At 36.3% G+C, this 16245-nt stretch carries 10 protein-coding genes; 3 read left to right on the top strand and 7 right to left on the bottom strand.

Annotated elements, in window-relative coordinates:
• Positions 1–186: 186 nt before the first annotated feature.
• From AC3DU7_RS07840 to AC3DU7_RS07850, 3 genes are all read right to left on the bottom strand, one after another.
• Positions 187–675, bottom strand: a complete 489-nt coding sequence (locus AC3DU7_RS07840; protein WP_488038794.1) for an FxLYD domain-containing protein — start codon at positions 673–675, stop codon at positions 187–189.
• A 492-nt stretch (positions 676–1167) separates the two neighbouring features.
• Positions 1168–2850, bottom strand: a complete 1683-nt coding sequence (locus AC3DU7_RS07845) for a flavin monoamine oxidase family protein (protein WP_488038795.1) — start codon at positions 2848–2850, stop codon at positions 1168–1170.
• 585 nt (positions 2851–3435) lie between these two features.
• Positions 3436–5136, bottom strand: a complete 1701-nt coding sequence (locus AC3DU7_RS07850; protein ID WP_488038796.1) for a flavin monoamine oxidase family protein — start codon at positions 5134–5136, stop codon at positions 3436–3438.
• Between the two features lie 118 nt (positions 5137–5254).
• Between AC3DU7_RS07850 and AC3DU7_RS07855 the strand changes: the two genes are divergently transcribed.
• Entirely contained in the window at positions 5255–6142 is an 888-nt protein-coding gene (locus AC3DU7_RS07855) for a PPC domain-containing protein (protein WP_488038797.1), read from the top strand.
• Positions 6143–6940: 798 nt separating this feature from the next.
• Here AC3DU7_RS07855 and AC3DU7_RS07860 read toward each other — a convergent pair.
• Positions 6941–9727, bottom strand: coding sequence for a Calx-beta domain-containing protein (locus AC3DU7_RS07860; protein WP_488038798.1), 2787 nt, complete (start codon positions 9725–9727; stop codon positions 6941–6943).
• Positions 9728–10377: 650 nt separating this feature from the next.
• Here AC3DU7_RS07860 and AC3DU7_RS07865 point away from each other — a divergent pair.
• Positions 10378–10977, top strand: a complete 600-nt coding sequence (locus tag AC3DU7_RS07865; RefSeq protein WP_488038799.1) for a Uma2 family endonuclease — start codon at positions 10378–10380, stop codon at positions 10975–10977.
• Between the two features lie 501 nt (positions 10978–11478).
• Here the strand turns inward: AC3DU7_RS07865 and AC3DU7_RS07870 are convergent.
• Together AC3DU7_RS07870 and AC3DU7_RS07875 are read right to left on the bottom strand one after the other, a co-directional pair.
• Positions 11479–12228 carry a Uma2 family endonuclease gene (locus tag AC3DU7_RS07870; RefSeq protein ID WP_488038800.1) on the bottom strand — a complete coding sequence of 250 codons (750 nt, stop codon included), beginning with the start codon at positions 12226–12228 and terminating at the stop codon, positions 11479–11481.
• 135 nt (positions 12229–12363) lie between these two features.
• On the bottom strand, positions 12364–13119 hold the full coding sequence (locus AC3DU7_RS07875) for a Uma2 family endonuclease (protein ID WP_488038801.1): 756 nt from the start codon (positions 13117–13119) through the stop codon (positions 12364–12366).
• Positions 13120–13432: 313 nt separating this feature from the next.
• On the opposite strand from AC3DU7_RS07875, the gene AC3DU7_RS07880 reads away from it, so the two are divergent.
• Positions 13433–14929 (top strand): protein kinase domain-containing protein, encoded by a 1497-nt coding sequence (locus tag AC3DU7_RS07880; RefSeq protein WP_488038802.1) that lies wholly within the window; start codon positions 13433–13435, stop codon positions 14927–14929.
• A gap of 590 nt (positions 14930–15519) precedes the next feature.
• Here AC3DU7_RS07880 and argG read toward each other — a convergent pair.
• The coding region (gene argG / locus AC3DU7_RS07885; RefSeq protein ID WP_488038803.1) for an argininosuccinate synthase at positions 15520–16245 on the bottom strand (726 nt) is incomplete at its 5' end.

The raw sequence follows: 16245 nt of genomic DNA on the forward strand, positions 1-16245 counted from the left end.
GATAGCTGATGGCTAATAGCTGTTTGCGCAGCATTCCGGAGGAAATGCTTACGTTTAGTGATGCCAATGAATTATAAATAATCGCCTCAATAAACAAAAAAATTCAAGCAACAGAATTTATCATACTGTTAAGTATCACATACAATTTTTTAACTTCAGACTTCAGACTTCTAACTTCAGACTTCCTTATTCACTCCATTCAACAAAAGTTGTTTCTACTTTAGATCCTGGGGAAACATTACCTTTAAACGATGCTACTTTCCCTGGCTCAACTGTACTAGGTTCAGCATAAATAAACCCATTATCAATGATATTATCCCTATCATCTAATACCTGATAATTCACTTTAATTTCTTTCACAATTTGACAACTTTCATTAGCAACTTTACCAGTTAAAAAATTACCATCATAGTTGACATTACTAATCGGTATATCTGTAGCTTTAACTTTCTCTGATTCAGATTTACAACTAACTTTTTTAGCTTCATTAATATCTCGATCGCCACAGAGATTAACTAAATTAATAATTTCCCCCTCCGTAGTTTCCATATAACAAATTGGGTCATCAAACTCAGAATTTTGAGCAAATATATTCACCTTATAACTCTGTAATAATTGACGATAAACTCCCACATTTAACAATGGTATTAAGATAGTAAAATAGAAGTATTTCATAGTAACTATTAGACATTTTTGAAAAAGATATAGACTTTTTGTAAAAGTAGGGAATAGGGAAGATACAGCGGATTCCACTTTGGTGAGATACACCCATCGCGGGCAAGATGCCCGCACTTGCATTCATTTAATTGTTATAGCAATGTGCGCTGGCATATCTACAAATTATAAAAACTGTCCAATAACTAAAAGTCTTATATGATCGATTTTTTATTCCCCTCCTGGGAGCAGGGCTGTTTTAAAGTATTGTATATTAAAGATTTAGGAAAAACAGGAGATTATGGGATAGTGGAACAGTATAATTTACCAAAATTTGCCGATTTTTGAGGGAATAAGCGTCTTTAAACTCTGAGAGAATATTTGGTTCAACGCTGCTTAAAAGCCTATATCCCCGTGTCTCCGTGTCTGGTGCGTCCCCGTGTCTATCGAGAATGAAACAGCCCTGCCCTCCACCGGAGGGGTTAGGGTTGGGTTCCCTGTTGCCTCTCTTGGTCAGCATTCCGCAAGGGAGCTGGTGTCGTCGCGGGGTCTGACCGCTGTTGCCTGTTGCCTATTGCCTGCACAAAGCGCTATACCTTCTAAACCTAAATCTTGTAAAATTTCCATCGCAGCTATTTCACCACTCTCACAAGCACCCTCCATATAACCTTGATTTTCCAGACAAGATGTATGCTCCCCGGCAAAAAATATATTACCCACTCGTTGTCTTTCTACACCATAAAACTTTGTCCACTCCCCCGGTTTGTAACATAAATAAGAACCACGAGCATAAACTTCTCCTGGCCAATAACTACGAATTGTCCGATCTGGCATGGAAATATTACTAATACCAGGAAAAACCTGTTCGAGTTGGGAATTCAATTTTTGAGCATGAATTTCAGGAGTACCAGTTCCTATTGCTACACCTTGAGTACCACCAACAAATTGTGTAATCAAACCCATGCCTGCATGATAACGACTTTCCGCAGTTTCCCAAGTGTTTTGAAACCCTAAATCTAAATAGACATTAGCTGTAGAGTTGTAGCGAGTACGCCAAATTTTTTCTTGATAAGTAGTAGTTAACTTAGAGTTCATTCCATAACTAGCAGTATCTATAGATAACTTTTTCAAAGGTGGCAAATCTACATTAAGCTGAACTTGTCGTAACAAAGTTAAGGGTAATGTTAGCAAAATTCTCTCATAAGTACGCTCAAAGGTACAGTTGTCCGACCTTAATACCACTCGATACCGACCATCAGAAAGATAATTTATCGCTTCTAATATTGTTCCCGTCTCAATAGAATTGGAGACTAAATTTGCCAACTTTTCGGGGATCAGTTCGTTACCTCCCTGTACGTTAAAAAGTTGCTCGATAACACCAATAATGCCAAACTTACCTACTTGAGCACCTATTATATAGATTAAATTGAGACTAGACTGCTCTTCCATATTTAGACCGTAGTAAGTTTCGTAAGCAGCTTTGACTAGCTGACGAATTGCTGGCGTAGTTTGAGGAATTTGGTCTAAATATTCAGCAATTGAAATATTATCTAGTTCTACTGCTGCTGGAACTTTTGTGGTATAGTCTTTAAAATTAGCGATCGCCTCAAAATCTCTATTAATCTGCTCTGCAATTGGTGCAAAATCTGTGGTAATTTCTGCTAATGAAACCTTGCGACCTTCAAAAAAGTAAGTCTCTTGTGTTTCCAAATTTTCATCGACTGACTGCAAATCTACAAGATGTAATCCTAATTCCTTAACCAAACTGCGCAGATAAATATGCTCGGTGTAGATAAATTCTCCACCAAGTTCAACAGCAAATGGAGTACCTAATGCTTTTTGGCAAGTTCGGATTCTACCCCCTACCCGGTTACTAGCTTCAATCACGTTTACTGGAACTCCCGCCTGAGTTAGACGATAGGCAGCAGTTAATCCAGCAATTCCTGCCCCTACTATTAATACTGGAGTTGTTTGAGCCATTGCCCTTTCTCCACCCTTGGACAAAAGGGAAACTTTAAATTTTTGAGCTAAGTCTAAACCCCCTTTTAATAAGGAACTGCAAGCATTGGGAAATTTTCTAGCTTTAGCTTCTTTTACTATTCCTAATAATTCATCACCAGGGATACCAGTTTCTCTTGACATTCTGGCAATAGTATGAGCGCGACCTAGTATTGTCATCACGGAAGATTTAGTCATTTTGAGGTCTCATTATCAGAGGACTTATATCATTTGCCCCCTCCGAGGGAGCTACGCTAACGGTTGAATACTTATAATAACCTATTAGACCTCTCCGGAAAAGAGGGAGTAGGGAGTAGGGGAAAAGAATTGATGATTTATGCGTATGGGATTGATTTAATTTTTGACGATCGCCAGATGTCTATTGAGGAGTCATTTAAGTTAACAGTTATCAGTCCCTCTCTGTCCCTGATATCCTGCCTGCGGTGAAAATATCAGGAACGGGGAACGGGCAAGATACCCATTCCATTTCCATAAAACTATTGCACGTTTTTTTTGTAAAATCTTACTTTTGACTGTCTTGAGTGTGTCTTACATTCTGTTCGCGGAGCGTTTCCGGAGGAAACGGAGACCTCAGAATTACACACTCGCTTTTGACTTTTTATATCATGTCCGGATAAGAGCGATCTGGAAAAAACTTATCATAAGTGCTTAAACAATAAATCTTTCTATTTTCCCTACTCCCTTACTCCCCACTCCCCCGCTCCCCTAGTATTTTAATAATAAGTATTCAACCGGACATGATATTATTTCCGTGAAACGGTATTACTTTAGTGGTAGACCCCGCTTTTCACGAACACCATTAGCTCTAGGTCCTTGTTTTCGGCCACTACGACGACTTACTTGTAAAGACTGTTTAACCCTCAGCGCCTCAACAGCAGGAGCTAAACCTAAATCTTCTAAAACTTCCATCGCAGCTATTTCACCACTCTCACAGGCACCCTCCATATAACCTTGAAAATCTAAAGAAGTGTGTTCGCCAGCAAAAAATAAATTCCCCACTCTCTCGCCTTCAACACCAAAAAATTGAACAAATTGCCCTGGCCGATAACAAGTATATGAACCTTGAGTATATAATTCTCCAGGCCAATAAGTCCGAACGGCCCGACCGATGCGATCGCTACTTATTCCCGGATATACCAAATCAAGCTCTGGCAAAAAGCGTTGTGCGTGGTCTTCTGGAGTCCCGCTACCTAAAACTACTCCTAAATTTCCGCCAGCCAAAAATTCCAGTACACCCTCCGTAGTCGGACTTGTTGGGGCAACTTCTCGGGTATTTTGAAACCCTAAATCTACATAAGTTTCCCCACTTGAGCCAAACCGAGTGCGCCAAACTGGGTTATTGAAAGCTATATGTAACTTAGAATTTGTACCAAAACCGTAATTATCAATAGCAAATCTTTTAACTGGTGGTAGATCGACATTGAGTTGAACTTGTCTGAGTACCGGAAAAGGTGTAGTTAACACAATTCTTTCATAAGTACGCTCAAAAGTTCTTTCTCCAGACCTTAAACTCACTCTGTAACTACCATCTGATAAAGTTGTTATTGCTTCTAAAACTGTGCTAGTTTCAATGGAACCTTGTACAAGAGTAGCAAGACTGTTAATAATTTGACTATTACCACCAATAATTCGATAACGTTCGTCACTAGAACCATATAATTCAAATGTATTAGGTTCAGTGCCAATCACATATATTAGATTCAAACTCGACTGTTCGTTAGCATCCAAACCATAAAAAGCATTGTAAGCTACTTCCAGCATCTGTCGTAAAGTAGTGCTAGTGGGAATAGTTTCTAGATATTCGGTAATTGAGAGATTATCTATAGCTGCGGTAGGTTCGTCAAAAGTCGTATAATCTTCAAAATTATCGATCGCTATCAGAGTCTCATCTATTCGTTCGGCAACAGGAGAAAAATCATTAATAATTTCTTCTATGGGAATAATTCTACCCTCAGCAAAGTAAATTTCTGGCGTTAACCCCTCCTCACCAGCTACCAGATCCAATTCTGTCAATCCCAGTTCTGCTGCTAAGTCACGAATGCAAACGTGTTCAGTATCAATATAAGCTGCTCCTAATTCAGCATCAATAGTTGTTCCAGCAATTTTAGAGATACTTCTAATTCGACCTCCCACTCTATTTCTAGCTTCAATCACATTTACTGGTACTCCTGCCTGAGTTAAACGGTAAGCTGCAGTTAATCCCGCCATTCCTGCACCTACGATTAATACTGGTGTTTGTTGAGCCATTGCTCGTTGTCCACCCTTAAAGAAATTAGAAGCTGCCATTGCTCCAGCAAACCCTAAACCACCTTGTAATAAACGACGGCGAGTAGTCCGAAAGTTTCTACTTTGAGCTTCTCTGACCATTCCTAATAATTCATCGCTGGGAATGCCAGTTTTTTTCGACATTCTGGCAATGCCATAAGCACGACGTAGAATGTTCATTAAAGAAGATTTACTCATAATTAATGTCCCTTAATTTTTAAGTATAAATTTTAAATTTAAAGCATACAGAAATGAATGATTGTAGTAAGATAACATTGCTTAGGTTGCAATGTAAACTCAATTTTTTTTTTAAGAAATGTTAACTATTGAAACTCTGTTTGATGAAGGATTTTATTTATTTCAAAACCCTGATGTTGTAGATGAAATTGCTGCGGGTAGTTTTAGTAGTGGGTTGGAACATTTTGTGAATGTGGGTCAATTTGAAAATCGTGACCCGAATGCTTTATTTGATACTAGCTTTTATCTCGAAATTAATACTGGTGTAGCTGCTGCTGTTGAAGCAGGTAGTCTGACAGCAGTGGAACATTTTATTAGGTTTGGTCAATTTGAATTTCGTGACCCTAGTCCTTTATTTAATACTGCTTTTTACATCTCTAATCCTGAATTAGCTACAGCATTAGAATCAGCAGAATTAACACCTTTTGAACATTATGTTAGGTTTGGTCAATTTGAAAATCGCGACCCTAGTTTTTTGTTTGATACAGATTTTTATCTTGGTCAAAATCAGGATGTAGTGGAGTTATTAAATAGTGGTACTTTTAGTAGTGCAATTCAACATTACATTTTAGTTGGGTTGTCAGAAAATCGTTTGAGTACCCCTCCAGATTTTAGAGATAATTTGTTAAATATCACTGGTGATTTTGGAGTTTTAGGTACTGCGGAAACTAATGATTTTGTTGGCAGTGGAAATCCGGTCGATATTTATAGTTTTATTTTGAATAATCCTAGTAGTTTAGATGTTGTATTAACTGGCTTGAGTGGGGATGCAGATGTGGAGTTAATTGAGGATATTAATAATAATGGAGTGGTGGAAACTTTAGAGGTTTTTGCTGAGTCAAGAAATGTTGGTACTATTGATGAAATAATAGCTATTGATTCTTTAGCAGAGGGTAATTACTTTGTCCGAGTTTCTGAGTTTGATGGTGATACAAATTATTCTTTGTTTTTAGAAGCTAATTTGTAAGCATTTAGCTGTCAGCCATCAGCTATCAGCTATTGTTTTTTTGCACGTTCAAAGCTTTATTCCCGCCCTTAAAAGCGGGTATTATAAGTCATAATTAAGTTTAAAAATATTAGGTTTTGCTGTTACTTAGAATGTAAGCCTTCAGCCGTCAGCCCAGTAGGGTGCTGTTAGCGATAGCGTAACGCACCAGCAACATCAAAAGCTGTTACTTAGAATGTAAGCCTTCAGCCGTCAGCCCAGTAGGGTGCTGTTAGCGATAGCGTAACGCACCAGCAACATCAAAAGCTGTTATATCATGTCCGGATAATTAACGATCAAAAAAGTTTTTGTTTGTAGTAGGGCTTTAGCCCTTGAGATATCTATATTATTGCTAGAGCAATACTACGAGCTGTAATTATAACTATTCAACCGGACATGATATTACTTAGAATGTAAGCATTCAGCCATAAGTAGGGTGCTGTTAGCGATAGCGTAACGCACCAGCAACATCAAAAATGGTGCGTTACGCTCTTAGAATGTAAGCATTCAGCCGTCAGCCATCAGTCCAGTAGGGTGTTGTTAGCGATAGCGTAACGCACCAGCAACATCAAAAATGGTGCGTTACGCTCCACTTCGTTCCGCTAACGCACCCTACTGGACTATTCTCAATCCAGAGTTTCCGCTTATTATTTCCGAATGTATCAATGTTAGTAGATGGGAAACGGGCAAGATGCCCATTCCACAAAACTATGAGAAGGGGAGGTACTGATAACTGATAACTGATAACTGATAACTGATAACTGATAACTGAAATGACGCCTAATCATTATCTTTAATAGTTCCTAAACCCGAACGATTATCTGGGTCTATTTCTGCATTTTCAGCATTCCTTAATTGTACCCAAAAATATTCCTGTTCTTCAACTTTTGTGTCACCAAAAACAGGTACTCGAATAACCTTTTCTGTCTCACCAGGTTCAAATGTTATCGTACCCGATCTCGAAAGATAGTCTGACCCACTGATAGCTGTACTATCATTAGTTTGATAATCTACCTTTACTTCCCTCGGACTTTCTTGGTCAAGAGTTACTTCAAACTGAGCTTTTTTATTACCCGTATCACCTTCGGTGACTGTAGCAGGACTAATAGAAATAGCTGTCAAATCATCATTTTTAATAGTTGCGACACCTCTACCATCAGCAATAGTAGCATTTTGGGCTTTACTAAGTTTAACAACGAATTTCTCATCCAATTCGTCAGCAGTATCTCCCAAAACTGGTACAACAATTTGTTTTGTGGTTTCACCTGGTTTGAAAGTAATAGTGCGATTACGACGTCGATAATCTGAACCTGCTTTAGCTCCACTATTTACGGTAGCCAAACTAACTTTCACTGTCTCGTCACTAGGTTCGCTGAGGTTGATTGTAAACTTCGGTCTCTGTACTCCACTATTACCCTCATTTATAGTAATATCATTGATAGTAATTTCTGGAGTAGTTGGTTGGTCATACAAAATCTTCATCCGCTTTCCTGCTCCAACTGCATAATAATTAGAAATAGTAATTGAACCATTTTCTTCACCTAGATCGAGAATTAAATCGTTCTTCTTCTTACTACTTTTGACCTGGGAGCTACTATATTCTGACAAGTCTAAAATATCCTTTTGATTTGTCTTGACAATCTTATCATTTCCTGTATATTCTCCTGGTGCATAGCCGCTAAACTTATTAGCAGCACCATTAGCAGAAATGAAATCATTTCCAGCAGAGTTAATCAGATTTTCGATAACTGTATGATAAGCGATCGCCGTACCAGAAGTAGAAGTCTTATATTTCTTGCCACTGGTGTCCTGAAATGCAATATATTCATGTTTATTGTAAGCGTCAGCAGTAGTAATTAACCCACCTCCTCTTAAATCTACGCGGTAATCAAAAGTAAAACCTTCTAATTCTAAAGCAGGAAGTTTGGATAGATCTACAGTATCAAAACCACCTCCATCCCAAAGGGTTACTTTTGTTCCGGTGTCAGGGCTGCCTAAATATTGATTACCATCAGAAAATCCATAAACACTATCAAATGAATAGGTTGTATTTTGGGAATTAAAGTTGTTATTTCTACCATATAAATATTGTAAGCTTCGAATATCATAAGTCATTGGTGTCGTGGAATATTGATTAAAGCCACCCAAACCAACGTAGGTCATCATGGTATTAGTATTGTTATCTTGAGCATAAGATAAGAAAGGACCCCGTTCTCCAGAACTATAATTACCAGGATGTTTTAAACCTAAAGCATGACCTATTTCATGGGCGATAGTTATATAACCATAACTTCCAGGAACATCCTCATATTCGTGTTTATAAACAGATGATAAATGTATATCTCCATCAATAGGATTTTCTGTTGTACCTGGTGGTTGGTAGGCATAACCACGGGAATCACTTGCTAATGGTCCATTGGATAACATTATGCGTATTTGACCGTAGTTATTTGCTGTATCTGCTACTTCTTGAAATGTGACATCTAGATATTGTTCAAAGAGATCGAAAATCTCTGTTACATTTCTTTTAATTGGGTCAGTTACTGGTAATGGATCTTCTGTTCCATAGTATGAATTAATTGCTTGATTTGAGAAAAAGCTATAAGTAATTACATTTTCTTCTGTTGTATCCCAACGGGTTTGAGTTAATAAACCATTGATTTTGTTGTTATTAGATAATAGTGATACTTTTTGAGGTACAATTTTATCAAAAACACTATCAAAACTACCATTACCAAGGCTATCTTCTAAGTTTGATGGGTTATCTTGATGGTTGGATGTTTGATGACCACCTCCACAAATATGACAATGAGAAAAGGAGGAAGTTTCTAGTTGATTGACTACAAATTTATCTTGGTCTAAGGAACGAATTTCATAAAATTCATCTGGTTTTTCTGAGTCTGGGTAGTCTAGTCTAATTTCTCCTAAAATATTACTTTCATCTTTACTGCTAATCAAAATAACTTGACTATTTTCGACTCCTATTACTTTACCTGTTCGTACCCAGTCTTGTTTATTTGGTGAAGATTTTACTTCATCAAGTTCGACATCTAGGGTAACATCTGAAAATAAGTTTAGTCTGATAGTTTTGTCAGATTTATCTGTGTTATCTAGAAGATTAAAGTCTAATTCAACTTGTCGCTGACGAATTATAGGTGTATTTTCAAAGTTGATTTTTACTCCTCCTTTTGGAGAAACTTCAGTAAATAGTAAAGGTGGTTCTTGACTAATGGATTGTCCAACCAATTGTTCTCCTTCTTCTATTCCTGTTAGAGGATCTTTTGTGGCTTTACTAGCAGACCTCAAAACAACAGAGTTCTGTGTTGATTCTGTAGTAATAATTTCTGGTCCTGTAAATAAAATTTCATCTAACTCTGTTTCATAATTCTGGATAGTAAAGGCAGTTTCTAAATCTAATTCATAATCATAAAAATTAGTAATTCTTTCGCCAGTTGATAAGATGATTTCTTCTTCTGGAATCAGAGAAGATTGAGGATTTTTTCCGTTCTCTAAATTACTAAATATTGGGGAGCGATCGCTGCCATCAGTAAAGAGTGGTTCTAACATTATTGATTTGCCTATTAAAAAAAATATATTTATTCCTTTATACTCTTAATTATTCATTTAGTCCTCAGTGTTATCAGAAATAATTTTAATTTATTTTAGAAAAATTTATACTAATGATTTTGGCAAGGCTTGAATTGGGACTATTAAAAATAGAAAATTATTCCCTGGTAATCCTAAATTATAGCTACATCGTTCCTTTTCAACCAGAAACTCAAAATTGTATATTTTATCCTGAATCTAAATCCAGGGTTTCCGGTTATTATTTTCAAATGTATCAATGCCATTTCAGTTATCAGAAAGAAGGAGGAATTCAATAATTGACAATTGATCATGGATAATTGATAATTACGTCTCCCTAAAAAGAAGAGGATTGAATAAAAGAAAAATTTTTCTTACTTCTCTTTTAAAGGAGAGGATTTTTACCTTAATTCTTCGGTAAGAAGGAATGAATACTTTAGTTACCCAGAAGAGAATATGAGATTTGTAGCAAACATTGATAAAATAAGAGAAATATTTTTTCGATTTTGATAGAATTGGAACTGACGTGAAGAAACTCGGTTTTTACGGTAAATTATTGTTTTTGATAATCAACATCTACGATAAACCGGGTTTATGGAATTGAGCGTTATCTTCAGTAAAGGTAAAAATTTATGGTAACAACTAATTTAATTAAGACAATAGCAGTTAATATTCCCAAAGAAATTAACTTGAAAATTACTCACGAACAATTCCTGGAGTTAGCACTGGTTAACCGAGATTTACAATTAGAAAGAACAGCATCAGGGGAGTTAATTATTATGGCACCTACAGGAAGTGATACTGGCAGACAAAATTTAGGGATTGAAGCCCTATTATGGTTATGGAACCGTCGCACAAAGTTAGGAGTAGCCTTTAATTCTTCTAGTGGTTTTCATCTGCCTAATGGTAGTGATCGCTCTCCTGATGCTGCCTGGGTAAAACAGGAAAGATGGGATAGTTTAACTAGGGAAGAACAGGAAACTTTTGCACCTTTATGCCCGGATTTTGTCGTAGAATTACGTTCTAAAAATGATACTATTTTAGAGTTACAAAAAAAGATGAAAGAGTATCAGTCAAATGGTGCAAGATTAGGTTGGTTAATTGATAGTAAAAACCGAAAAATAGAGATTTATCGGCAAGATAGGGAAGTAGAAATTTTGGAAAATCCTAATAGTTTATCTGGAGAAGATGTGTTGCCTGGATTTGTTTTAGATTTAACAGAAGTTTGGTAATGGAGTGTTAAATAAACATTTGTTGCTGAGAGGATATTTGAAAAGTTTTTTGATACTGAATTTTGCCCCCCGAGCAAGCCAACTTTGGGGGGAACAAGAGTCAATTTGCTTCTAAAAGTCCCCCTTTTTATCCCCCTCCCGTCCCCCTTGGAAAGGGGGAAGCCAGATGTTGATTCGCTTTTTGTTGAATGGGGGATGCCAGATGTTGCTTCGCTTTTTGTTGAATGGGGGATGCGCGGGGGCTTGAATTTTGAAAAGCGCTGTTAAAAAATGATTAAGCCAAAGAATTTTCCTTAGCCTAATTTTCCTTTGTTAATTTGTAAGCATTCAGCAGTCAACTATCAGCTATCAGCTATTTTTTATTTTATATCAAAGCTTTATTAATTAAATCAAAATTAATCTTGACTAAAAAAGCAGACTTCAAATATATTAACTTAAACTTCCTCCTTTAGATTTGAATAAAATTGCTGAAAGCTGAAAGCTAATAGCTGAATGCTTACATTAATTTTCAGGTAATTCTCCAAAGCGATCGCGATAACAAGACAGTAAAGATTCTAATTCTTCGGTTCGTTTTTCTGCTTCTTGCCGTGCCCCAATTTCCTGATTCAAAACTTCTCGTAATTCATCAGAAATTACTAATTTTTCTCCCGTATCTTCCCGATAAAATCTTATCAATTTATCCTCAACTTCTAAACGTAATCCTAAAGGTTCGCTCCGACCATCTGTAATTAATTTATAATCTTTTTCCTCCAGACGATACCCTTGCAATTTTTCTTCTATCCATTCACCTTTAGGGTCAAATAACCAACATTCTTTTACTTTTAATTGTTCGTAAAATACTTTCTTAAAACCTTCATCGTCTCTGCGGGTATTTTCAGTTGTAACTTCAAAAATAACCGCCGGAATTTTAAGTTCTTCAAAAAGAAGATAACTATCTCTTCCCCCTGGTTCAATATCAAAAACTACCATCACATCGGGAACAGTTCGTAACTTAGGATAACCATTGGAAAAATATAAAAATTGTTTGCTGAATACATTAGCTTTTTGACCTTTTAAATATTCTTTCAAAGTTTCAAAAATAGTTGCAACAGCGTATAAATGATCGTAACTTTCACCCCAAGTTTTTTCATCCTCATTAGGATAAAATACTTCTTTTTTTTCAGTTATAGTTTGATTCTCTGGAGTTGTTTGATTTTCTGTTTTTTCAGTTACAGGTTGATTGTCTGAAGTTGTTTGATTTTCTGATGTCATAGTTTTATATCAAGGTCGATAAATGTTTGTTAAAAGTGGTAGGGATGTTGCATGAAACGTCCGTATAGAATGACGAAATTATACATCATTTTTAGGGGGTTAACGGCCGTCAATCCTTCACCTTATTCTTTTCTGTCAATTTTCAGGTAATTCCCCAAATTGATCGCGATAACGAGACAATAAAGATTCCAATTCTTCAGCTCGTTGACGTTCTAATTCAGCTCGTTGACGTTCTGCTTCAGCTCGTTTCTCTGCTTCTTCCCGTGCCACAATTTCCTGATTCAAAGCTTCTCGTAATTCATCAGGAATTAACAATTTTTCTCCTGTATCTTCTCGATAAAATCCGATTAATTTATCCTCTACTTCTAACCGTAATTTTAAAGGTTCGCTCCGACCATCTGTGATTAATTCATAAACTTTTCCTCTCAGACGATACCCTTGTAATTTCTCTTTTATCCATTCTCCTCTCGGGTCAAATAACCAATATTCTTTCACTCCTAATTGTTCGTATAATCCTTTTTTAAAATCTTGGTCTACTCTTTTTGTTCCTGGAGAAGTCATTTCAAAAATCACTACAGGAGTTTGACCTTCTTGCCATATTTTATAGTTATCTCTTCCTCCTGGTTTCACATCAAAAATTACCATCACATCAGGAGCTACTCGCAAACTTGGAAACTTCTGAGAATAAAACAAAAATTGGTCGCTTAATACAGTTGCTTGGCGACCTTTTAAATATTGTTTAATTACTTCTAGGGTTGTCAGAATAGCATACAAATGCTCGTAGGTTTCAGCCAAAGGTTCTCCGTCTTCAGTAGGGTAAAATATTTCGATTTCGTCTTTTTCAGCTACAGGTGGATTAGCTATTATTTTTGGATTTTCTGATATTATCATTATTTTATTTGATAAGTAAGGTGCTTGGTTGCATTTCCCTTTTTTCCTAACTATTATATTATATAATTTTTAGGTTAAGATAACTAAAAAGCAGACATTGCTCAATGTTTTTCGTGCAACATTTGGACACTGAAAATTTAGCTATGGATTGCTTCTGACTTCTCATTTCTCTAATAATGCACCATTTACCAAAAAATTATGGTTTAAAGCCTTCCCCTTTTAAGAGGATAATAAAGAAAAGTTTTCCTTTGAGTCAATCCTCTTCTTTTAAAGGAGAGGTAATTATTAATTATTAATTGTTGAACAACTTGTTATGAGTTATTGCATAAATCCTCAATGTTCTAATCCTCAAAATAGTGGCACTCCTTTATTTTGTAAAAATTGTGGTTCCCAACTGTTGCTGCAAGACATTTATCGAGTCATTCGACCTCTCGGTGGCGGTGGTTTTGGTAAAACATTTGAAGTGGAAGATTGTGGCACTCCCAAAGTTTTAAAAGTTCTACATAATAATCATCCGAAAGCAGTTGAATTATTTCGACAAGAAGCTGAGGTTTTAAGTAGTTTAAATCATCCTGGTATTCCTAGAGTTGAATCTGACAGTTATTTCACTTTTCGACCTAAAAATAGTCAAAAATATTTGCATTGTTTGGTGATGGAAAAAATTAACGGGATGGATTTAGAAAAATATATGAAGCAACGCAGCTTTGAACCTATTTCTCAAAAAGCAGCATTTAGATGGTTAAAACAGTTGATAGAAATTTTGCATGAAGTTCATCAACAGGAATATTTTCATAGAGATATTAAGCCGTCGAATATTATGATTAGAGAAAATGGTCAACTAGTATTAATTGATTTTGGTACAGCTAGAGAAGTTACTCAAAGTTATCTACAACAATTAGCAGGGAAACAAGTAACAGGAGTTATTTCTCCTGGTTATACACCATTGGAACAAGTGAATGGAAAAGCTGTGCAGCAATCTGATTTTTTTGCTTTGGGGAGAACTTTTGTTTATCTATTAACAGGTAAGCATCCTAATAATTTTGCTGAAGACCCTAACACGGGGGATTTAATTTGGCGAAATAGTGTTGAGGTATCAAATGATTTGGGCGATCTTATAGATTATTTAATGAAGCCTTTTCCAGGGCATAGACCTCAAAATACACAAGATATTTTCAACTATTTAAACAATATAAATGAAGCAAAACAGAGTTCTACTCTGCCTAAAACTAATCAGGAAGAAGAACAATCAACAGTAGTTTCTTATGCTCCTGAATATCCAGGATTTTTTAGGCGTTGTTTCGCTTGGGTTATCGATAATATTATTCTGATAATCGTAATGGGATTATTAGGTAAAATCATTTTAAATAATAAATTTTTGCCTGATGACATAATCAATTCAATAGGTGCTTTTGGATGGTGGATACGTTGGGGGTCTTTCAGTATAACTACAGGAATTTTCGGTATTATTTTGATTATTTCAGTAGGATTAAAGGAAGGATTATTTGGCGATTCATCATATATAGTGACTCTAATGTTTGTCTTATTCGCTACTATATTAAAATGGTTTTATTTGACACGACTTGAAAGTTTACCAATAAAAGCAACTTTTGGGAAAAAAATAATGGGAATTATCGTTACAGACTTAAATGGAAATCCCATATCATTTGGTCGTGCAAATGGAAGGTATTTCGCCAAAACAATTTCGTCAATAATTCTGCTAATTGGGTTTATTATGGCAGCTTTTACCAAAAAAAAGCAAGCATTGCATGACAAGATAGCTGGTACTTTAGTTGTTAAAAAAAAGCCATAATTTCAAAGTTAAAACCCACATTCCACACTTCAATAATGAATGTAGCAAAAAAAATACATGAATCATTATCTTAAATTACATATATAATTTTCTCTACCCTATTCTGATACAACTTTAAGTGCGGAATGTGAGTTAATGTAGCAGGACTTACGCAAAGGCACTATTTATAGAGTAAAGTAACTGTTGGACAATAGTTTTTAGCGCTATATATAGCGTATCTGCGTAAGTCCTATGTAGGTTGGGTTGAGGAACGTTAGCGGAGCTTATCCGTAGGATAAACCCAACATTATTTAGATATTCTATAGATATTTGTTGGGTTTCGCTCTCGCTTAACCCAACCTACACAAAAAAATTATTCCTGTAGAAATCAAAATATATCCCTGAGCTCCTACCTCCTCTACATTCCCATTTCTCCTGTCTCCTACCTCAGCAAAAAGACTTTCCATACGCAAACCCTATTTAGATATTTATAGATATTTGTTGGGTTGCGCTCTCGCTTAACCCAACCTACACAAAAAAAATTATTCCTGTAGAAATCAAAATATATCCCTACAGGAACAACTAATTAAAGTCAAAAAATCCCCAACTTATTAACCCCTAAGTTTCTCCGACCAAACACGAGTAGGCAAACCCCAAACATAAATAAACCCTTCCGCCGCTTTATGGTCGAACTCATCCTCAGCACCATAAGTCGCCAAATCAAAACTATACAAGGAATTGCCAGACTGACGACCAACAACCATCGCATTACCCTTAAACAACTTCACTCGCACAACACCAGTCACCCTTTCCTGAGTCTGCTGAATAAAAGCATCCAACGCACCCTTCAACGGACTAAACCACAAACCGTTATAAACCAACTGACTGTAAGTTTCCTCAATACCCCGCTTATAACGAGTCACATCAGCAGTCAAAGTTAAACTTTCCAAGTCACGATGCGCTTGAATTAAAACCCACATTGCTGGAGACTCATAAATTTCTCGTGACTTAATTCCCACAAGACGGTTTTCAATCATGTCAATACGACCGACACCATGACTTCCCGCGATCTGATTAAGTTGAGTAATTAACTCAATACCACCCATTCCTTGACCGTTGAGACTAACAGGAATACCTCCCTCAAAACCAATTTCAACATATTCCGGTTCATTCGGAGTATCAGCGATCGCCTTCGTCATATTATAAACTTCCTCTGCTGCCTCCACCCAAGGGTCTTCCAACTCCCCTGCTTCGATCGCCATCCCCAATAAATTTTTATCAATACTATAAGGAGAAGACTTTTTCACTGGAGCAGGAATACCATATTTTTCACCATA

The organism is Okeania sp. (assembly GCF_983059655.1).

Bases quoted from the DNA above. Each gene is read 5' to 3' on its own strand.
- AC3DU7_RS07870 (WP_488038800.1), bottom strand. From the start codon at position 12,228: ATGACATCAGAAAATCAAACAACTTCAGACAATCAACCTGTAACTGAA.
- AC3DU7_RS07840 (WP_488038794.1), bottom strand. From the start codon at position 675: ATGAAATACTTCTATTTTACTATCTTAATACCATTGTTAAATGTGGGA.
- AC3DU7_RS07860 (WP_488038798.1), bottom strand. From the start codon at position 9,727: ATGTTAGAACCACTCTTTACTGATGGCAGCGATCGCTCCCCAATATTT.
- AC3DU7_RS07880 (WP_488038802.1), top strand. From the start codon at position 13,433: ATGAGTTATTGCATAAATCCTCAATGTTCTAATCCTCAAAATAGTGGC.
- AC3DU7_RS07875 (WP_488038801.1), bottom strand. From the start codon at position 13,119: ATGATAATATCAGAAAATCCAAAAATAATAGCTAATCCACCTGTAGCT.
- AC3DU7_RS07850 (WP_488038796.1), bottom strand. From the start codon at position 5,136: ATGAGTAAATCTTCTTTAATGAACATTCTACGTCGTGCTTATGGCATT.
- AC3DU7_RS07845 (WP_488038795.1), bottom strand. From the start codon at position 2,850: ATGACTAAATCTTCCGTGATGACAATACTAGGTCGCGCTCATACTATT.
- AC3DU7_RS07855 (WP_488038797.1), top strand. From the start codon at position 5,255: ATGTTAACTATTGAAACTCTGTTTGATGAAGGATTTTATTTATTTCAA.
- AC3DU7_RS07865 (WP_488038799.1), top strand. From the start codon at position 10,378: ATGGTAACAACTAATTTAATTAAGACAATAGCAGTTAATATTCCCAAA.